A 19504-nucleotide genomic window follows, 5' to 3' on the forward strand; every position below is an offset into this window, starting at 1 on the left:
CGTCACTGGCCTCGAAGCCCATGCCGCGGTGGAAGGCGATCGACGTCTCGTTCACCGGTGAGGTGATGGCCCGGACGACGCGGCGGCCGTCCGCGCGGGCCAGGCCGAAGAAACGCTCTACATGGCGCGGGCCAGGCCGCTCTTCCGCGCGCCGGGAGAGACCCCGACGAAGTGGATGTACGCCTCGTCCGGCAGGGACGGCGACAGGAAGCCGATCAGGAAGCCGGTCATCCCGGAAGGGCCCTCGGCGATCAGGCTCGTGCGGTGGAAGTGGTCGAGGAAGAGCCGGGGCAGCGCGGGCAGCAGCGGCCGGCCCCACCAGTCGTCGACCACGGCGGCGATGGCGTCGTAGTCGGCGGGGGTCGCGGAGCGCAGCCGCGAGCTGCCGGCGGGGAGAGCGGGATCGGGGGTTTCGGGCACGCTGGTCAGTCCCGGAGAGGGTACGGGAGAGCCGGGGCAAGGCTCCGGACAGGCGGGTCAGCCTCGGAGGGCGGAGGGCGGACCGGGAGAAGGCTCCGGGCGGGCGGGTCAGCCCCAGTGGGGTGGGCGGTTGTCGAGGTAGAAGGCGTCGGAGTCGCGCTCCCGCCAGTCGCCCCAGCCGAGGTCCGTGTCGTCCGCGGTCTGCTCCGGCAGGCTCATGCTCCGCGCGGGCAGACCGGCCGAATCCGGCGAGGCCGGATCAAGAAGGGCCGGATCGGGGGGAGATGTCCGTTCGGGTGGAGAATTCTTCACGTCACACATGCTACCCGCGCGTACAAAGCAACACCCAGCGTGTCCGCGGGTCCAGGGACAGGTCGCGACCGCGGCGGTACGATGCGAGAGCAGGTGTCGCCTACCCCCGTGAGGCTGCCCATGGCCACCCCGACCGGCTGGCGGCGAGAAGGCAATCTGCCGGCGGAGCTCACCAGCTTCATCGGCCGGACGCGTCTCCTCGCCAACCTCAAACGACACCTCAGCGAGTCGCGCCTGGTGACGGTGACCGGCATCGGCGGGGTGGGCAAGTCCCGCACCGTGCTGCGGCTGGCGCACCAGGTGCGCGCCCACTACCCCGACGGCGTGTGGTTCGCCGACCTGGCGCGGCTGCAGGACGCGGGCATGGTCAAGCACACGATCGCCTCCGCGCTGGGCATCGCCGACCAGTCGTCGCGGGCGGAGTCGGAGTCGCTGTCGGAGTGGGTCGGCGAGCGCGACATGCTGCTCATCATCGACACCTGCGAGCATCTCGTGCAGGGCTGCGCCGAGCTGGTGCACGAGCTGCTGGAGGCGGCGCCCAACCTGAAGGTGCTGGCCACCAGCCGCCAGTCGCTGCACCTGCCCTACGAGCACGTCGTGCCGGTGCCGCCGCTGCAGGTGCCGGGCGACGATCCGGCCGAGAGTCTGTTCACCAACGAGTCGGTGCAGCTGTTCGCGGCCAGGGCCGGGGCGAGCGTGCCCGACTTCGTGCTCGACGAGGACAACATCGGGCCGGTGGCGGAGTTGTGCCGCAGGCTCGACGGCATCCCCCTCGCCATCGAGCTGGCCGCGGTGCGGCTGCGGGCGCTGTCGGTGGAGCAGATCCTCGGGCTGCTGGCCGACCGGTTCAGCCTGCTGGCGGGCGCCAGCCGTACGGCGCTGCCGCGCCACCAGACGCTGCGCGCGGCCATCGGCTGGAGCCACGAGCTGTGCGAGCCGGCCGAGCGGTTGTTGTGGGCGCGGCTGTCGGTGTTCGCGGGCGACTTCGAGCTCGACGCGGCCCGCTTCGTCTGTTCCGACGGGCGGCTGCCCTCCGAGGACATCACCGACCTGGTGACCGGGCTGGTGGAGAAGTCGATCCTGCTGATCAGGAGCAACCACGCGGGCGTGCGCTACAAGCTGATCGACACCCTGGCCGAATACGGCGAGGAGTGGCTGGCGAAGCTGGGCCAGTCCGAGCAGCTGCGCCAGCGGCACCTCGACTACTACCTGAGCCTGGCCCAGCGCAGCGAGGACGCCTGGTCGGGGCCGCGGCAGATCTACTGGTTCGTCCGGATGCGGCAGGAGCACGACAACGTCCGGGTCGCGCTGGAGCACGCGCTGTCGACGCCGGGCAAGGAGCCGCTGGCGCTGACCCTGCTGTCGTCGCTGTGGTTCATGTGGGTGTGCTGCGGGTTCGCCCGCGAGGGGCGCCTGTACCTGGAGCGGGCGCTGGCGGCCAACCCGGTGGTGAGCAAGGAGCGCTGCAAGGCGCTGTGGGTGCTCTCCTACGTCAAGAGCGCCCAGGGCGACAGCGCCGGGGCGCTCCAGGCGGCCGAGACGTGCAGCACCGAGGCGGTCCGGGTGGGCGACTCGCGCGCGGTCATCCTGGCCTCGAAGATGCAGGGCACGGCGGCGCTGCTCCAGGGCGACCTGCAGAAGGCCAGCGCGCTGCTGGGCGTGGCGATCGAGTTCAACACCGACAACAAGGAGCTCAACCCCGGCCTGCTGCCCGCGATCGTCGAGCTGTCGATCGTGCTGACCACGCAGGGCGAGCTGTACGAAGCCGAGTCGCTGCTGCAGGACTGCCTCCAGGTGTGCAAGGAGCGCGGTGAGCTGTGGGTCAGCTCCCACGCGCAGTGGGCCCTGGCCAGCACCCGGCTCGCGGCCGGCCGGATCGAGGACGCGCTGCAGAACGCCAGGGAGGCGCTGCGGATCAAGCGGCACTTCCACGACACGCTCGGCACCCTGACGGCGCTGGAGGCCGCGGCGCGGATCTTCGTCAAGCTGGGCCAGTCGCCGCTGGCCGCCCGGCTGCTCGGGGCGTTGCAGCAGAACTGGAAGACGGCCGGGCTGCCGCAGCTCGGCGCGCCGTGGATGACCGAGGAGCACAACGCCTGCGTCCGGCAGTGCCAGAAGCAGCTGGGCGAGCAGGCCTACAAGAACGCCCTGGAGGAGGGCGCCCGGCTCGATCTCGACGAGGCGTCCGCGCTCGCACTCGACGACCCGGACGCCCCTGGCGAGAGCTGACGCGGGAGCGTCAGACGGCCTTCGGCCACTGGGTGCCGTCCGGCCAGGCGTGCACGTAACGCGCGCTGCCGAGGGAGAACTCGATGTGGCCGCGCACCCAGTGTTCGAGGCCGCGCACATACTTGCGGACCGGGAGCGGAGCCCACCGTTCGAGCGCCGCGCGCCGGTCGAGGAACGCGGCGATGGCGGTGTTGTGCATCTGGGAGATCTCGTGCAGCGCGTCCTGGAGGGTGAGCGACTTGTGCGTGGCCAGGACCGTGACGAGGTTGTGCCGGGCCTTGTCCTTGCCGCACTCCTTGGCGTACGACAGCAGGTCGTTGTCCCAGCCGATGAGGTCGCACGCCAGGTCGGAGAGCGCGCGCACGTCGGGGTGGTGCCACTCCTCGGCTTCGAGCCGGTAGCCCCCGCCGGCCTCGATGAGCGCGAAGCAGGTGTAGGTCGCGCCGGTGATGCGGCGCATCAGGACGTAGTCCTCAGGGGTCGGGATCAGGTCGGCCTCGCGGTTGGCGGCCTCCCAGATCTGGGCGAAGAGGTATTCCTTGACCGTGATGCGCCACCGGTCCACCTGGGCCGGGGTGGCGCTGCCGACGATGCGGCCGAGGAGCTCCTTGAGCGCCAGGCCGAAGGGGTCGTCGCGATCCGGATCACGGCGCCCGTCGAGGATCTCCAGGAGCGGCGGCAGGGCGCGGGCCAGCGCCGACGCGCGGTGCGCCATCAGCTCGCCCTCGCAGAACGCGTCGTCGAAGGCGAAGAGCCAGTTGTACCAGTCGTTGATCAAACGGAGACTGTCGCGCGGCACGGTGGGGTTGGTCCGTGCCGCGAGCAGGCCGATCTTCGAGCGGCGGAAGTGCTCGAGGACATCGGCGCCGTTGAGCAGGTGCGAGGCGGCCAGCCATGCGTGACTCTCCGCGTCGACCTCCGAGGCATGAACGTTGATCTCATTCGGGAACGGACATGGCAGCGGAGGGATGTGGAGCGGTCGCCTACTGATGGAGTGCGCAGAAGTAGCCACGTCCCCAGCATGACGATGGGGTGACTGAAAGGCCACACTCGGCAATTTCTATCCCAATAATACTTATTTCATACTATGAATCTCGTTCTGTGAACCACTGGATAAACTGGTCATTCGCGAACATCTGCGCCGTCTCCAGCGCGGACGGCTGCCCCGCGTTCGGGTCGGCCCCCGCGTCCAGCAGCGCCCTGACCACGGCGGACTCCTTCTTGAACACGGCGCCGGCGAGCGGCGTCTGCCCACGGTCGTTGACCCGGTTCGGGTCGGCGCCGCTTGTGACAAGCATGTGTACAGTCTCGGCGTGACCGTAATAAGCCGCCAGCATCAGCAAAATGTCACCTTTGCCATTGGTCAGATTGACCGGCACCCCCGCTTCGACGTAGGCCCGCAGCGCTTCGGTCTCACCCGCCCTGGCCAGGTCGAACAGCTTGGTCGCGAACTCTTCGAGCTCCGGATCCCCCTCCATGCATCCCATTGTGCCTCGATAGGGTGCCGTGCACGGAATCGTTCCGACGCGCCGTAGGTTCTGGGAAGAGTACCTAGGGAAAGGCTGTTCAACCGTGTTCGACCCGAAGGATCTCTACAAGCTCGCAGACGACGCGCCCGAGCTGCCCGATCCGGTGTTGCTGTACCACTTCGACGGCTTCGTCGACGCGGGCTCCGCCGGACGCCTCGCGCTGGGCCACCTGCTGGCCGAGCTGGAGCACCGGGTCGTGGCGACGTTCGACGTGGACCGGCTGCTCGACTATCGCTCGCGACGGCCGATCATGACGTTCGACACCGACCGGTGGGTGGAGTGCGAGAGCCCGGAGCTGGCCGTTCATGTCGCGAAAGACGCGACGGGCACGCAGTTCCTCGTGATGACCGGGCCCGAGCCCGACCGGGAGTGGGAGCTGTTCGCCGAGGCCGTGGCGGCGCTGGTGGAACGGCTGAAGGTGAGCAAGCTGGTGACGCTGCACGGCATCCCGATGGCGGTCCCGCACACCCGCCCCCTCGGCCTGACCATGCACGCCAGCAGGCCGGAGCTCATCAATGCGCAAAGCAGCGCGTTCGGGCGTGTCCAGGTGCCGGGCAGCGTGGCGGCGCTGCTGGAGCTGCGGCTCGGGGCCAAGGGCCACGACGCGCTGGGATACGCGGTGCACGTGCCGCACTACCTGTCGCAGGCCGAATACCCGACCGCCGCCGTGACGGGGCTGGAGGCCGTGACGAGGGGGACGGGGCTGGTGTTCCCGATGGAGGCGCTGCGCGAGGCGGCCCGCCGCACGACGACGGAGATCGAGGAGCAGATCCAGGCCTCCGCCGAGCTGTCCACCGCGATCACGGGGCTGGAGCAGCAATATGACGCGTTCGCGGCGGGGGCGGAGCGCGAGAACCTGATGGCCGAGACGACGCCCATGCCCACGGGCGACGAGCTGGCCGCCCAGTTCGAACGCTTCCTCGCCGAACGCGACGACGAGTAGCCCGAAGCCCCCTCTTCTTCCGCGCCGGCAGGGGTGACGGCCGGCGCCGGCGCGCCGCCCTGCCCGCGCCGGCCGCCTACCCGCCGCAAAGAGGTGACGGCCGGCGCCGGCATCGCCCGGTCCGCGCCGGCCGCCTTCCCGCCGCAAGGGGTGAGCGCTCCCTCCCTCTCGTACGGCACGGCCGGGGCCGGCCGCCACCCGCCGCACTCCGGCCGGGGGTTTTCCAGGAACACGGCCGCTGACCCTTCAGTGGCGGGCCGCCGTTACGGAGCGCCCCGTGGGCCGTCCGCGGGGCGCCTCGATACCCTGGTCGGATGAGCGAGATCCGCGTCGGCCTGGTCGGCTACGGCACCGCGGGGGCCTACTTCCACGCCCCGCTGATCCATGCCACGCCCGGCCTGTCCCTGACGGCCGTCGTGACCAGGAATCCCGATCGCCAGGCGGAGGTGGCCGGCCGGTACGGCGCCGCGGCGGTCGGGGACGTGCGTGAGCTGTGGGAGCGCTGCGATCTCGTCGTGGTCGCCTCGCCCAACAGGACCCACGTCGCCACGGCCGCCGCCGCGCTGACCGCGGGCCTGCCCGTGGTGGTGGACAAGCCGCTGGCCAGGACCGCCGAGGAGGGCCGCGACCTGGTGCGGCTGGCCGAGGAGCGCGGGCTCATGCTGACCGTGTTCCACAACCGCCGCTGGGACGGCGACTTCCGTACCGTGCGGCGGCTGGCCGATGAGGGGCGGCTGGGCGAGGTGCTGCGGTTCGAGTCGCGGTTCGAGCGCTGGCGGCCGGTGCCCAAGGGCGGCTGGCGGGAGTCCGGCGGGCCCGAGGACGTCCCCGGCCTGCTCTACGACCTGGGCTCCCACCTCGTCGACCAGGCGCTGCAACTGCTCGGGCCGGTGCGCGAGGTCTACTGCGAGAGCGATGTCAGGCGGGCGGGGGTGGCGGCCGACGACGACACGTTCATCGCGCTGACGCATGCCGGCGGGGCCCGGTCGCACCTGTGGGCCAGCTCGATGGCGGCCCGGCTCGGCCCGCGCTTCCGGGTGCTGGGCTCGTCCGGCGGCTTCGTGAAGCACGGGATGGACGTGCAGGAGGAGCGGCTGCGGGCCGGGATGACGCCCGACTCCCCCGGCTTCGGCGACGACGAGGAGGAGCGCTGGGGCGTGCTGGGCACGGAGGACGAGCGGGAGATCGTGCGCACGGAGCCGGGGGCGTACCTGGACTTCTACCGGGGTGTGGCGGCGGCGCTGCGCGAGGGCGCGGCGCCGCCGGTGGACCCGGGGAGCGCGGTCGAGACGCTGGCCGTGATCGAGGCGGCCCGCCTGTCGGCGACCCAGCGCATCGTCGTCCACCTGAGCTGACCACCCGCCGCCTCGGACCGGCACCCGACACCGACGCCCGCCCGACGCCGACGCCGGGAACCTGGCGTGCGCCGGCGTGCCCCCTGGCGGGACCGGGCGCGGCGGGCGCGGGCGGGCGGGGATTGTGGTCAGTCGAGCAGGCGGGAGCGCAGGGCGGCCGTGTCGGCCGGGGTCCAGCCGTTCGCGGACAGCCAGCCCATCGGCCCGCCGAACCGGTCGTCCAGCACGCCGAGGAACTGCTCGATGTAGCGGGCCCTGGGCATGTGGTCGTCGGCCGGGCGCGAGTCCAGGTCTCCCCGGTAGGTCTCGCTCCCGCGCAGCCGCTTGAGGATCAGCTCCAGCCGCTCCCCCGTGGCCTCGTAGTCCTCGACGATGGCCTCCCGGGTCACCCCGGCGATCTCCAGGGCCAGCGCCGACAACACGCCCGTGCGGTCCTTGCCCGCCGCGCAGTGCACCAGCGCGGCCCCGTCGTCGAGCGCCATCGCGCGCAGGGCCGCGACCACGGAGTCGGGCCGCTCGCGCAGGTAGCCGAAGTAGAACCCGGTCACCCGCAGCTCCTCGTCCAGCCCCCGCTCGGCCCACGGCAGCACGCGCTCGCCGTCGATCGTGTCGGCCTCGACATCGGTGTGCCGGCCGCCCTCCGCGAACAGCGTCAGGTGGTGGTGGCGCACCGCGGGCACCCGGGTCAGCGGGCCAGGCCCCTCCAGGGACACCTCGGCATGCGAACGCAGGTCCACCACGTGCCGCAGGCCCAGCTCGTCCACGAGCAGGGTCACGTCGGCGGGGGTGAGGCCCTGCAGGTTGTCGGCGCGGAAGATCCGCCCGCGACGGGTGCGGCCACCGTCGCGAGTGGGCAATCCGCCCAGGTCACGCGCGTTGACCGCGCCTTCCAGGTCGATCCACCTCGTCATCTCGCTCATTATTGCGACCCTATATGTCCGCCAATGATGAGCGAATTCGAGGTTCATAACGCAGCATGAACGTATGGATCCACGTGCTCTGCCCCCACGGCTGGTGATCGATCCATCGCTGCACCCCGAGATCTCGGTCGAGCTACGGTCGAGCCCGCACATTCTGCGCATGGCTCGGTCGGGCGCGCGAATGGACACCACCCATCATCCCGTCCTGCTGTTCGTCCTGCCGGCCTTCCTGCTGATGCTGCTGCTGGTGGCGCAGTGGGAGGTCTTCTTCGTCGCGTGCCTGGGAGCCGGTCTCATCGTGCTGATGCGGTGGCTGGCGATGGACAGCGCGTATCGGTCGACGAAGCGAAGACTCCGGCTGGCCAGGGAGCACGCCAACCAGTACATCCTGCCCGAGGACCTGGACCATCCCTGCCAGATGCTGCTGCGCCGGGCGCAGAACGCGGTGGAGGCGATCATGGCCTCCGCGGTCCACAAGGCGGGGCTGATCGACAGCATCGAGAACCAGGTGTCGCTGCCGGAGGAGCTCTGGCAGATCGCGCAGCGGCTGCGGAAGCTGTCGACGATGCACGCCGAGCACGGCAAGATCATTCCACGGGATCTGCCGCCGGGCATGGAGGACGCGTTCAAGCCGTACACGACGGCGCTGGACGCCGCGTGGACGTCGTTGTCACAACGCGTACGGCACCTGGAGAAGTACGCCAAACAGGTGCTCAAGGCGGACAAGGTCTACCACGCCCATCTCCGGCTGGAGAAGCTGGCCGCCAAGACGCCCGAGTACCAGCAGCTCATCGCCGAGACGGTGCGTGACGAGCTGGCGCACGAGCGCATCAGGGAGCTGTCGGACCAGGCGGCGCACGTGCGCAAGCTGTTCGAGGAGAGCATCCTCCAGGCCAGGCAGGCGGCCGGCGAGCTGCTGCGCTCCCCGCTGACCTAGCCGGGGGCCGCGCGTCGCAGGAGCTCCAGCGTCCTGCGCATGCCGGCCTCGTTGCCCAGGCTGCGGTAGATCTCCCTGGCCTGCTCCAGCGGTCCCACGGCCGCCCGGGGCCCGCCCGCGTCCAGGTGCGCCTCGCCGAGGTAGCGCAGGCTCATGGCCATCCACCACCGGTCCTCCAGCCCCTCGAACTCGTGCACCGCGCGCCGCAGCTCCGCCTCGGACTCCTCGATCCGCCCGAGCCTGGCCAGCACCCGCCCGGCCGAGACCGCGGTCCGCGCCACCCCCCACGAGTCCCCGAGCGCGGTGAGGATCGCCTCGGCCCGCCGCACGTAGTCCAGCTCGCGCAGCCCGTTGTCCGGGTCGCCCACCTCGCCGGCCGCGCGCAGGCAGCGGGCCTCCTCCCACAGCTCCCCGCGCTGCCTGAACATCTCGCCCGCCCGGTCGAGGCTGAAGCCGGCCCTGGTGAACAGGTTCGTGGCCAGCCGGTGGTCGCCCGCGCGGTGCTCGCCGCGCGCCTGCGCCGCCAGCACCTCGCCGTAGACGCGCAGGGTCTGGGCCTCGGAGTAGCGGTGACCCTCCCGCTTGAAGATCTCCAGGGCATCCTCCAGCAGCTCCCTGGCCTCCTCGGGCCGCCGCTCCGCCATGCGCATCTCGGCCAGGTTGCGCTGGGTGCGGGCCATCCACCACAGGTCCTCCTCGCCCTTGAACGCGGCGATCGCCTCGATGAGGTAGCCCTGCGCCCGGTCCAGGTGTCCCTCGCTGAACAGCGTCATCCCGATCGTGCGCATGGCCCTGGCGGCCCACCAGGTCTCGCCCAGCTCCCTGAACAGGCCCAGCGCCCGCTCGGACTCCGCCAGCGCCCGCTCGCGCAGGCCCATCCCGCCGTGCACGGCGGCGGCGTCGAGCAGCGCGATCGCCAGCGCGCGCCGGTCGCCGCCGCGCTCGGCGGCCTCGCAGCCCAGCTCGGCCACGGCCGCCCAGTCGGCCCAGTACGCGCGCAGCGAGTGGCACAACGAGCAGAACGCCCTCGCCAGGCCCCACGTCAGCTCCCAGAGCCGGAGCTGGTGTGCCAGGTGCACCATGGAGATGAGGGAGAGCCGCTCGGCGTTGAGCCAGTCGCCGGCCTTGAGCTGCCCGGCGGCGCCGGCCCGCCGGCCGCCCCTGCTCCAGTCCTGCGGCCAGCGGTTCTGGGCGGCCTCCTCGGCGCGGCGGCGGTAGCCGTACAGGACGCGCTCGATGGCGGCCCTGCGCCGCTCCTCCTCGTCCTGGTCGGCCAGCTCGGCGGCGAACACCCGCACCAGGTCGTGCAGCCGGTAGCGCATCGTGCCGGTCTGGTCGGTGCCCGAGCACTCGGCGAGCTGCACGTCGATGAGCGCCTCCAACTGGTCGGCGCCGTCGAGGCCGGAGATGTCGAGCAGCTCGCCGGCCACCCAGCCGGGCACGTCGGGCGCGGTCAGCGCGCTGAGCAGGCGCAGCAGGCGGCGCTGCATGCCGGTGCAGTCGTCGTAGCTGAGCTGTACGGAGGCGCGCACGCTCTTGTCCACTGTGGGCGCGATCTCCAGCTGGTCGAGGCGGCGGTGCGTGACGGCCAGCCGGCCGGCCATCTCGCGCATCGTCCACTGCTCGCGGGTGGCGAGCCGGCCGCCGCAGATGTTGATCGCCAGCGGCAGGTAGTCGCACAGCCGCACGATCTCCTTGGCGGCCTCCAGGTCGTCGACGACCCTGGCCCCGCCGGCCAGCCTGGCCAGCAGCTCCACCCCGTGCGCCTCGCTGAACTCGCCGAGCCGGGTGTCGTGCGTGCCGTTGAGGAACAGCGGGGCGCGCGAGGTGACCAGCACGGCGCAGCCGGGCTCGGCCGGGATCAGCGGTTTGACCTGCTCGGCGTCGTGGGCGTTGTCCAGGCCGATGAGGATCCTGCGGCCCTTGGTCCAGGTCAGCCAGAGCTTGCGCAGCTCCTCCAGGCCGCCGGGGTCGGTGGTCAGGCGGACGTCGAGCGCGCGCAGGAAGCCGATCAGCACCTCCTCGGGGCGGACCGGGGCGTCCACGCCGCCGCGCAGGTCGGCGTAGAGGCGGCCGTCGGGGAACCAGCCGGCGACCTCCTGCCCGAACCGGGTCATCAGCGCCGACTTGCCGACACCGCCGCGGCCGTACACGGAGACGACCAGGGGCGGTGAGAGGTCGGAGGACTTCCTGCGGGCGGCGAAGACGTCGCGCAGCTCGCCGAGCGCCTCGGCGCGGCCGGTGAAGTGCTCGGGCACGGGCGGCCACTGGTCGGGGGCCAGCGGGCCCGGATCTAATCGCAGCCTGCGCTTGGGGCCGCGCGACTCGGTGGTGGCCCACGTGGTCAGGCCGACGAGGACGGCCGCGGCCATGGTGACGCCGATCTTGGCGGCGGGCGGGATCTCCCATTCGAGGGAGGCCGCCAGCACGCTCGCCGCGGCGGCCGCCAGACCGGCGGAGACCGGTGCGGCCAGCGGCATTTTCCGCCGCTTTCGCGGCTTATCCGGTAGGTCCCCTGTCAAAGAACACCCCCTTTTGGGGGTGATTCAAGCCGATGGGGTACGGCTTGCGCCAGCCGTACCCCACCGTTCACTCAAATGCCGATCACGTGACAGGTGGCCGTCATCGTCTTGCTCGGGTCGCTCTCGGAGGTGGCGGTGAGCTTGACCCGGGCCAGCCGGTCCCCGCCCGCCTCACGCACGGCGTTGACGCTCACGAGCGCCTGCTTGCCGAACGCGACGGAGGCCAGGGCGTTCGGGAGCTGGGCGGTCCAGCCCTTGCCCTGCACCTCGGCCTTGAGGCGGTAGAGGTCGGACGTCAGGTACGCGCTGACGTCCTCCGGGTGCTGCCCCTGCGCCGGGGCCGCCCTGCCGGTGTTGAACAGCGGGAACGTGCAGGTGGACAGGTTCCTGCCGGAGGGGACGCCGGCGGCGGGCAGCAGCCGGAGGCCCCGCTTCTGCGGTCCGGCGCCGTCGAGGGAGCGGATGGCGACGGTGTAGGAGAGCTCGCCGGCGCGGTTGCGGTGCACGTCGGTGATGTAGAAGTGCAGGCGGTTGGCCTCGTCGACGTACTCGTACTCGCTGCCGGAGTCGGTGCCGGCGTGGAAGAGAGCGTCGGAGAGCTGCCGGTAGTCGCCGATCGTGATGGGCACCTTGGTGCCGTCGGGCAGCACGTAGTCGGTCATGCCGATGTCCTGCGGGTTGGCGTCGATCACCCATTCGAACGCCGGGATCTGCCAGCCCGGCCCGCGGTCCTCGTTCTTGGTCTTGGCCAGCAGCACGCCCGAGTCGGGCGTGAAGGAGTCGCTGCCCATCCGGTCCACGACCTCGACGGTGTAGTTCTCCCAGCCGCCGCCGTCGCAGAGCGGGTCGGTCTTGACGTCGCAGGCGGGGCTCTTGTCGCCGGTGTCGAAGGAGATGTTGACGCCCGACAGCCCCTTGTCGCCCGGCTGCACCGACCGGGCCGTGACCCGGGCCGTGACCAGCCCCGACTCGTCGAGCGCCTCGCGCGAGAGCCGCAGCACGTTCTTCTCGTCCACCATGCCGAGCTTGATCTTGTTGCGCAGCATGTGGTGGGCGCCCATGGACGCGCCGCCGGTGGGCGGGATCAGCCAGCGCGAGTGCGGGCCGCCGGGGCCGTTGAAGCTGCCGCGGCTGAGCATCTCCCAGATGCCGGTGTAGGCCCGGCCCGGCGGGCTGGCGTAGGGGTTGTTGTAGTTGTCGGCGATGCCCATGATGTGGCTCAGCTCATGGGCGTAGACGGCCATGCCCGAGCTCTCGGCCTGCACCGAGTCGACGCCGAAGCGGGCGTTGGGCCAGAACGTGGAGCCGGCCTGCCAGGAGGTCCACTCGACGTAGCGGGTCGGTGACCAGTTGGGCAGGGCCGGGTCGGGCGGGCCCCACTCGTCGGTGACGTCCTCCTTGGTGGGGAACTTCATCATGCCGAACTCCTGCCAGGTGGACGACTCGTCCTGGCCGGCGCTCAGGTAGAAGACGAAGTCGAACTGCGCGGCCACGTCCGGGCCGACCGCGGCGAGCCAGGCGGCGTTGCCGTCGGTCCGCAGGTTCCTGGTGCAGGTGTCGCCGGCGGGGCACGAGGAGCGCTGGTACTCCATGGCGTACTCGTGGTCCTTGCCGGGCATCTCGTACGGGCCGAACCCGGTCAGCTCCACGCCGATCCGGCCGCCGGAGTCCTCCATCCAGTACTCGTGGATGGTGTGGCCCTTGTTCAGCTCGTTCGGCGTGTTGAGGAAGTCCTGGTAGAACTTCGCGACCTGGTCGCGCGGCACGCCGTGGGCCTCGGCGCTGGGGTTGCCGAAGACCGTCGAGCCCTTGGGCTGGGTCACCACGAACGGCTGGTTGGGGTAGTCGAGCAGCACGAGCGCGCCCTTGAAGGTGCGCTGCGAGCCCTTGACCGAGGGGTCGTTCCAGTTGGTGCCGGGCGGCTTCTTGTAGTCCGCCCAGGTCATGTTGTCGGGATTCTCCCAGTTCTGCGGGTCGATGGGCTTGATGCCGCCGGCCGGTCGGCCGCGCAGGGCCCGTTCGCCGGCCGCGGGGGCGTCGAGGGGGGTGTCGAGTTGCCAGGGCTGCGTCTGCGGCCAGTGGTTCTGCCGCCACGGGTGCTCAGGATCTTCGGGGGGTGCTGCGGAAGCGGGGGTCGCCATCAGGCTCACCGGGATCAGCACGATGGCCGCCAGCAAACCCTTCAGCAGCTTCTTCGGGGCGTTCACGGATTGACGGTATAGACGTTATTGACGGAGATCACCGAGCAGTTGTAGGGAAGACCTGTACCGGCAATTCCGTCAATTGACGAAATATCCAGGTAAGAGGGTGCTTGTGGCGGATCTCCAGCGGACCGTTGACGAGCTCGCCGCCCGGCTCGACCGGCCGCTGCTGCTGGAGGACCGCGTGCAGCGCGTCGTGGCCTACAGCGAGCAGAGCGGCGCCATGGACGACGTCCGCCGCGACTCGATCCTGCGCCGGCACACGGTGCCCGAGGTGCGGCAGTGGTTGCGCGCGGCGGGCATCCAGGAGGCGACCGCGCCCCTGCGCACGCCCGGCGCGCCGCACCTGGGGCTGCTGCCGCGCGTCTGCGTTCCCGTACGGCACGCCGACCGCCTGCTCGGCTTCCTGTGGTTCATCGACGCCGCGCCGCCCATGACGCAGGCGCAGGTCGCCGAGGCCGCGTCCGCCGTGCCCGGCCTGGCGCTGGCCCTGTTCCACGAGAGCCTGGCCAGCGGGCTGGCCTCGCACCGCGAGCTGGAGGCGGTGACCGGGCTGCTGACCGGCACGCGGGAGGCCGCCGTGGACGCCGCCAGGCAGCTCATCGAGGCGGGCGCGTTCCCGCAGGCGCAGCCGGTCAGCGTGCAGGTGGCCAGGCCGCGCACGGCCGAGCCCGACGACGCGCTGCGGCTGGCGCTGGAGCAGGGGCTGCTGGCGGTGCGGCGGCGGCTGAGCGGGCACCATCCGCTGCACCTGGTGCGCTACGACCACGCCGTGCTGCTCGTCGCCGGGCCGCCGGTCCCGGCCGACGAGCTGCACGCCGCCATGCCGGTGCCGGTGGTGGTCGGGATCGGGCGCGGCCGGCCGGTGCTGGCGGAGGCGGCGGGGGCGTACCGGGAGGCCAGGCACGCGGCCGAGGTGACCGCGCGGGTGCCGGGGCTCGGCCGGACGGCGGAGTGGGCGCGGCTGGGCGTCTACCGGATGCTCACCCAGCTGCCCGACCAGGAGCTGCATCCGGGGCTGGAAGGGCTGCTGGCCGACGCGCAGTACCTGCCGCTGCTGGAGACGCTGGAGACGTACCTCGACCTGGCGGGCAGTGCGGTGGCCACCTCGCGGGCGCTGCGGTTGCACCGCACGTCGCTGTACTACCGGCTGCAGCGGGTGGAGGAACTGGCGCGCACCGACCTGAAGGACGGCGGCGAGCGGCTCGCCCTGCATCTCAGCCTCAAGCTCGCGCGGCTGTCCGGGCGCTACTCGCCCAGGGATTCACATGGTTCGTCCTGATTGCAGCGGGTGCTCGCCGTGGGGCCGCGGGCGGAGGTGCTCGCCTCCCAACCGGCCGCCGAGGAGGTCCGGTGGCGCGGCATGATGGTCACCGGCCTGGTCGACGCCTGCTACGCCCTGCCTCCCGCCCCGTCTGACCAGCGCACTCCCGGCCTGGGCCATCACCTGACTCCGGCCATCACCTGGCCCTGGGCCGTCACCGAGCCCGGGCCGTCACCTGGCCTGGGGCGTCACCTGGCCTGGGGCTGGTCGTCCACCAGGGCCAGCAGCTCGCCGAGCCGGTCGCGCTGCTCCGGCGTCAGCACCGCGAACAGCTCCTCCCCCGCCTGCCTGCGCGCGTCGCGGGCCCGCTCCGCCAGGGCGTGCCCCTCAGGGGTGATCAGCAGCAGCGTGGAGCGGCGGTCGGCCGGATCGATCTCCCTGCGCACCAGCCCGGCCTCCTCCAGCGCGTCCACCACCGGGGTGAGCGAGCGCGGCACGATCCGCAGCTCGTCGGCCAGCCGGACCATGCGCATCGGCCGCTCGGCCTCCGCCAGCGCGCGCAGCGCCCGCGCCCGGCCGGGGTTGAGCCCGAGGGGCACCAGCCGTTCGAGATAGCCGTGCCGCAACCGCCGGCCGACCAGGAACAAGAGCTCGGCGAGCTCCTTCTCTGCCATGGCGGTAAGTTTAGCCGGAACAAATATGAGTTAACCTCTGTTTAGGTGGACATCTGAGAGGAGGCCCCTTGGCGGAGGAACCTCGCGCGCCGCTCGGGCGCATCGTCAAGCTGTTCGGCGCCTACCGCGGCCGCCTGGCCGTGGTCGCCTCGCTCATCGTGCTGTCCTCGCTGGTGTCGCTGGCCTCGCCCTTCCTGCTGCGTGAGGTGCTGGACGTGGCGATCCCGTCCAGGGACGCCGGGCTGCTGACACTGCTGGCGCTGGGCATGATCCTCGTGGCGATCACCACGAACGTCTTCGACGTGCTGCAGACGTTCGTCTCCACGAGCGTGGGCCAGCGGGTGATGCACGACCTGCGCATCGCCGTCTACGGCCACCTGCAGCGCATGTCGCTGGCCTTCTTCACCAGGACCAGGACCGGCGAGGTGCAGTCGCGCATCGCCAACGACATCGGCGGCATGCAGCAGGTCGTCACCTCCACCGCCTCCTCCCTGGTCTCCAACCTCACCACCGTCATCGCCACCATCGTGGCGATGATCGCGCTCGACTGGCGGCTGACCGCGATCTCGCTCGTGCTGCTGCCGGTCTTCGTGTGGATCAGCCGCAAGGTCGGCGCCGAGCGCAAGCGCATCACCACCGAGCGGCAGCGCAAGCTGGCGGCCATCGCCTCCATGGTGCAGGAGTCGCTGTCGATCAGCGGCATCCTGCTGGGCCGCACGATGGGCCGCTCCGCCGAGCTGACCGAGCGCTTCGGCCGCGCCTCCGACGAGCTGGCCGACCTCGGCGTGCGCACCAGCATGGCCGGGCGCTGGCGGCAGGCCTCCATCCAGCTCGTCATGGCCGCGATGCCCGCCGTGATCTACTGGGCCGTCGGCCACACCGGGGCGATCTCCGTGGGCACGCTGGTGGCCTTCACCACGCTGCAGACCGGCCTGTTCCGGCCCACGGTGTCGCTGCTGCGCCTCGGGGTCGAGGCGCAGACCTCACTGGCGCTGTTCGGGCGCATCTTCGAGTATCTGGACCTGCCGGTGGACATCCACCCGGGCACGCGCCGGCTGGACGACGTACGCGGCGAGGTGCGCTTCGAGAACGTCGACTTCTCCTACGGCGACTCCCCCACCCTGACCGGCGTGGACCTCACCGTGCCCGCGGGCACCAGCCTGGCGGTGGTGGGCGAGACGGGCTCGGGCAAGACCACGCTGAGCTACCTGCCGCCCCGGCTCTACGACGTCACCGGCGGGCGGGTCACGATCGACGGGGTGGACGTGCGGGAGCTGACGTTCGAGACGCTAAGCGCGGCCGTCGGCGTGGTGTCGCAGGAGACGTACCTGTTCCACGCCTCGATCGCCGACAACCTGCGCTTCGCCCGGCCCTCGGCCACCGACGAGGAGCTGGAGGCGGCGGCGCGGGCCGCGCGCATCCACGACCACATCGCCGCGCTGCCCGACGGCTACGACACGATGGTGGGCGAGCGCGGCTACCGCTTCTCCGGCGGGGAGAAGCAGCGCCTGGCCATCGCCCGCACGCTGCTGCGCGACCCTCCCGTGCTGATCCTCGACGAGGCCACCAGCGCCCTGGACACGCAGACCGAGAAGGCCGTGCAGGAGGCGCTCGACGGGCTGGCCAGGGGCCGTACGACGATCACGATCGCGCACCGCCTGTCGACCATCCGCGACGCGGACCAGATCGTCGTGCTCGACCGCGGGCGCGTCGTCGAGCGGGGCACCCACGAGGAGCTGATGGCCCGTGGCGGCCGGTACGCCGCCCTGGTGAGCCGCGACCAACCGGTCGAACTCGTCTAAACCACTTTTAAACGTGTCTTGCCTCACATTCCGGCCAGACCGGAATCCCGTCGCAGAAGAAGCGTGTTTGTTCCCGCGGTGCTTCTTCAAGGCAAGGACTTTTCGTGTCTCTGACATCCTCCACGTTCAGAGCCCTGCGTCATCACAATTACCGGCTCTGGGCGGGAGCGGACATCGTCTCCGTGACCGGCACCTGGATGCAGGTGCTGGGTGTCAACTGGCTCATCCTCACCATGACCGGGTCGGCGACCAGCGTCGGGCTGAGCCTAGTCATGCAGGCGCTGCCGACCCTGCTGCTGGGCATGTGGGGCGGCGCGCTCGCCGACCGGCTGCCCACCCGGCCCGTCGTGATCGCCGCGCAGCTCGGGCACGCCGCGCTCGCCGCCGCGCTGGCGGTGATCGCGCTGACGGACGTGCGCTCCGTGCTGCCCATCTACGCCGTGGCGCTGGCCGGCGGCATCGTCGGCGCGCTGGGCGGGCCCGCGCTCGGCCGCTTCGGCGCCGAGGTGGTGCCGCCCGACGACCTGCCGAACGCGATGGCGCTCGGCTCGGTCCTCAACTCCGCAGGCCGCATCCTGGGCATGAGCCTGGCGGGCGCGCTGTTGCCTGTCACCGGCAACGGCGGGCTGTTCGTGCTCAACGCGGCCAGCTTCTTCGTGGTCATCGCCGCCGTGCTGGTCATGCGGCGCGAGGAGTTCCACGTCCTGGCCGTCTCCGAGCGGCAGCCCGGCGCGGTGGCCGAGGGCCTGCGGTACGTGCTGCGCACCCCCTGGCTGCTCGTGGTCCTGGCGCTCTGGTTCGTCTCGGGCAGCCTCGGGCGCAACTTCCAGGTCACCATGGCCGCCATGAGCGCCGGCCCCCTGGCGGCGGGCGCCGGCGGGTACGGCCTGCTGTCCACGGTTTTCGCGGTCGGCACGGTGCTGGGCGGCTTCCTGGCCGCCACCCGGCCCCATCTGACGCTCAGGCTGCTGCTGGTCACGGCGTTCACGACCGGGGTGGCGCAGGCGCTGAGCGGGCTGATGCCGTCGCTGTGGACGTTCGCGGCCGTCATGCTGCCGATCGCGGCCGGCGCGGTGGCCCTCGACACCACCGTCTCCGCCAGGGCGCAGCTCGACAGCCCGGAGGCGATGCGCGGCCGGGTGATCGCGGCCCTGTCCATCGTCAGCGCGGCGGCGGGCGCGGTGGGCGGGCCGCTGCTCGGCCGGCTCAGCGACACGCTCGGGCCGCGCGTCGCGCTGGAGATCGGCGGCGTGGCCTGCGTGGCGGCGGCCCTGCTCGCCGCGGCGGGCCTGGCCAGGGTGTCCCGCCGCGCGGCCGGAGAGGCCGTCAGGGCTCCGGCCCTCGAAAGAGAGACCGTCAAGGCTCCGGCCCTCGAAAGAGAGACCGTCAAGGTCCCGCAGCCCGCCCTCGAGAACGCCTGACCGCGGGTGCGCCTGACCCGTGAGGAAATTCTTCGTCACCCCCCTTGGTTGCAATCCAGTGAAGAGGTAACCTGTAACTGAAGTTGGAGGTTACCTAGCAACCAGCGAGGAGGGTGGAATGTTGTTGACCTCGATCGATCCGTTCGTCCAGGAGTTCGAGCGGCAGTTCAACCGCCTGGCCCGCCAGACCTTCGACAACGGCGGCGCCGCCGTGATGCCGATGGACGGGCTACGCCGCGCCGACGACGTTCTCCTTCGGTTCGACCTTCCCGGCATCGACCCCGACTCCATCGAGGTCACGGTCGACCGCGGCGTCCTCAGCGTCAGCGCCCGCCGCGAGGAGGAGATCGCCGAGAACGAGCGGCTGTTCGTCCGGGAGCGCACGATGGGCACGTTCACCCGGCGTGTCTACCTGTCCGAGCACCTCGACAGCGACAAGATCGACGCGGGTTACGCCGATGGCGTGCTCACCGTCCGCATCCCGGTCCTCGAGCGGGCCAAGCCGCGCAAGGTGGCCATTCAGCGCGGTGAGACCAAGGCCATCAAGGCCTGATGCGCGGTCCGGGGGCGGGCGTCCCCGCCCCCGAGCCACAAGGAGAGCACCACATGCCCGACCTGCCCTTCGACGACGAGCACGCACCTCTCTACTCCCTCGGGCAGGTCGCGGAGATGCTGCAGGTCCAGCAGGCCTTCCTGAGGCGGCTCGACCAGCACGACGTCATCAGGCCGAGCCGGTCGAGCGGCGGCCAGCGGCGCTACTCGCGGCGTGACATCATCGTCGTCCAGCATGTGACGCGGATGGCCGAGGAGGGCATGACGCTCATCGCCATCCGCCGCATCCTGGAACTGGAGCGCGAAGTCGCCACGCTGCGCCGCCAGCTCAAGGAGGCCCACGCCCGGCTGCGCGACTCGGAGTGAGCGAACCACCCCGGGCGTCGCGGGACGGCGGGGGGCGCGGGGGCGCGTACTCTCGTG

16 protein-coding genes are annotated in these 19504 nt (G+C 71.4%); 9 read left to right on the forward strand and 7 right to left on the reverse strand.

The features are described 5' to 3' along the window. Positions 1–117: 117 nt before the first annotated feature. Positions 118–420, reverse strand: a complete 303-nt coding sequence (locus tag IO39_RS59390) for a GNAT family N-acetyltransferase (RefSeq protein WP_342671394.1) — start codon at positions 418–420, stop codon at positions 118–120. A gap of 420 nt (positions 421–840) precedes the next feature. Here IO39_RS59390 and IO39_RS00955 point away from each other — a divergent pair, with 420 nt between their 5' ends. Continuing rightward, on the forward strand, positions 841–2961 hold the full coding sequence (locus IO39_RS00955; RefSeq protein ID WP_245641754.1) for an ATP-binding protein: 2121 nt from the start codon (positions 841–843) through the stop codon (positions 2959–2961). Positions 2962–2971: 10 nt separating this feature from the next. Here IO39_RS00955 and IO39_RS00960 read toward each other — a convergent pair whose 3' ends face one another. Next, the gene (locus tag IO39_RS00960; protein ID WP_043614252.1) at positions 2972–3739 is read right to left on the reverse strand and encodes a terpene synthase family protein; all 768 of its coding nucleotides are present in this window, start codon (positions 3737–3739) and stop codon (positions 2972–2974) included. Between the two features lie 307 nt (positions 3740–4046). Then, the gene (locus IO39_RS00965) at positions 4047–4448 is read right to left on the reverse strand and encodes an ankyrin repeat domain-containing protein (RefSeq protein WP_157547765.1); all 402 of its coding nucleotides are present in this window, start codon (positions 4446–4448) and stop codon (positions 4047–4049) included. Positions 4449–4533: 85 nt separating this feature from the next. Between IO39_RS00965 and IO39_RS00970 the strand changes: the two genes are divergently transcribed. Together IO39_RS00970 and IO39_RS00975 are read left to right on the forward strand one after the other, a co-directional pair. Continuing rightward, a complete protein-coding gene (locus tag IO39_RS00970; protein ID WP_043614255.1) occupies positions 4534–5433 on the forward strand; it encodes a proteasome assembly chaperone family protein in 900 nt (299 codons plus the stop codon). A 314-nt stretch (positions 5434–5747) separates the two neighbouring features. Beyond that, positions 5748–6788: a Gfo/Idh/MocA family oxidoreductase gene (locus IO39_RS00975; protein WP_043614258.1), complete on the forward strand. Its 1041-nt coding sequence runs from the start codon at positions 5748–5750 to the stop codon at positions 6786–6788. Between the two features lie 128 nt (positions 6789–6916). Here IO39_RS00975 and IO39_RS00980 read toward each other — a convergent pair whose 3' ends face one another. Next, positions 6917–7708, reverse strand: a complete 792-nt coding sequence (locus tag IO39_RS00980) for a tyrosine-protein phosphatase (protein WP_043614263.1) — start codon at positions 7706–7708, stop codon at positions 6917–6919. 64 nt (positions 7709–7772) lie between these two features. Here IO39_RS00980 and IO39_RS00985 point away from each other — a divergent pair, with 64 nt between their 5' ends. After that, positions 7773–8645 carry a hypothetical protein gene (locus tag IO39_RS00985; protein WP_157547767.1) on the forward strand — a complete coding sequence of 291 codons (873 nt, stop codon included), beginning with the start codon at positions 7773–7775 and terminating at the stop codon, positions 8643–8645. On the opposite strand, the gene IO39_RS00990 is transcribed toward IO39_RS00985, so the two are convergent. Beyond that, positions 8642–11125, reverse strand: a complete 2484-nt coding sequence (locus tag IO39_RS00990) for an ATP-binding protein (RefSeq protein ID WP_043614269.1) — start codon at positions 11123–11125, stop codon at positions 8642–8644. The two genes, IO39_RS00985 and IO39_RS00990, sit on opposite strands and share 4 nt — an antisense overlap. A 113-nt stretch (positions 11126–11238) precedes the next feature. Beyond that, the gene (locus tag IO39_RS00995) at positions 11239–13374 is read right to left on the reverse strand and encodes a M6 family metalloprotease domain-containing protein (protein ID WP_245641755.1); all 2136 of its coding nucleotides are present in this window, start codon (positions 13372–13374) and stop codon (positions 11239–11241) included. A 106-nt stretch (positions 13375–13480) separates the two neighbouring features. Between IO39_RS00995 and IO39_RS01000 the strand changes: the two genes are divergently transcribed. After that, positions 13481–14650, forward strand: coding sequence for a PucR family transcriptional regulator (locus tag IO39_RS01000; protein ID WP_043614272.1), 1170 nt, complete (start codon positions 13481–13483; stop codon positions 14648–14650). A 230-nt stretch (positions 14651–14880) separates the two neighbouring features. On the opposite strand, the gene IO39_RS01005 is transcribed toward IO39_RS01000, so the two are convergent. Beyond that, on the reverse strand, positions 14881–15306 hold the full coding sequence (locus IO39_RS01005; RefSeq protein WP_043614275.1) for a MarR family winged helix-turn-helix transcriptional regulator: 426 nt from the start codon (positions 15304–15306) through the stop codon (positions 14881–14883). Between the two features lie 68 nt (positions 15307–15374). Here IO39_RS01005 and IO39_RS01010 point away from each other — a divergent pair, with 68 nt between their 5' ends. From IO39_RS01010 to IO39_RS01025, 4 genes are all read left to right on the forward strand, one after another. Further along, positions 15375–17108: an ABC transporter ATP-binding protein gene (locus tag IO39_RS01010; RefSeq protein WP_245641756.1), complete on the forward strand. Its 1734-nt coding sequence runs from the start codon at positions 15375–15377 to the stop codon at positions 17106–17108. A 104-nt stretch (positions 17109–17212) separates the two neighbouring features. Beyond that, entirely contained in the window at positions 17213–18529 is a 1317-nt protein-coding gene (locus IO39_RS01015; RefSeq protein ID WP_211266852.1) for an MFS transporter, read from the forward strand. A 118-nt stretch (positions 18530–18647) separates the two neighbouring features. Then, complete coding sequence (locus IO39_RS01020) at positions 18648–19082, forward strand: Hsp20/alpha crystallin family protein (protein ID WP_043614280.1); 435 nt, start codon at positions 18648–18650, stop codon at positions 19080–19082. Positions 19083–19135: 53 nt separating this feature from the next. Next, the gene (locus IO39_RS01025) at positions 19136–19447 is read left to right on the forward strand and encodes a MerR family transcriptional regulator (RefSeq protein ID WP_043614283.1); all 312 of its coding nucleotides are present in this window, start codon (positions 19136–19138) and stop codon (positions 19445–19447) included. Positions 19448–19504 lie beyond the last annotated feature (57 nt).

The organism is Nonomuraea candida (assembly GCF_000725485.1).
GTDB lineage: Bacteria > Actinomycetota > Actinomycetes > Streptosporangiales > Streptosporangiaceae > Nonomuraea > Nonomuraea candida.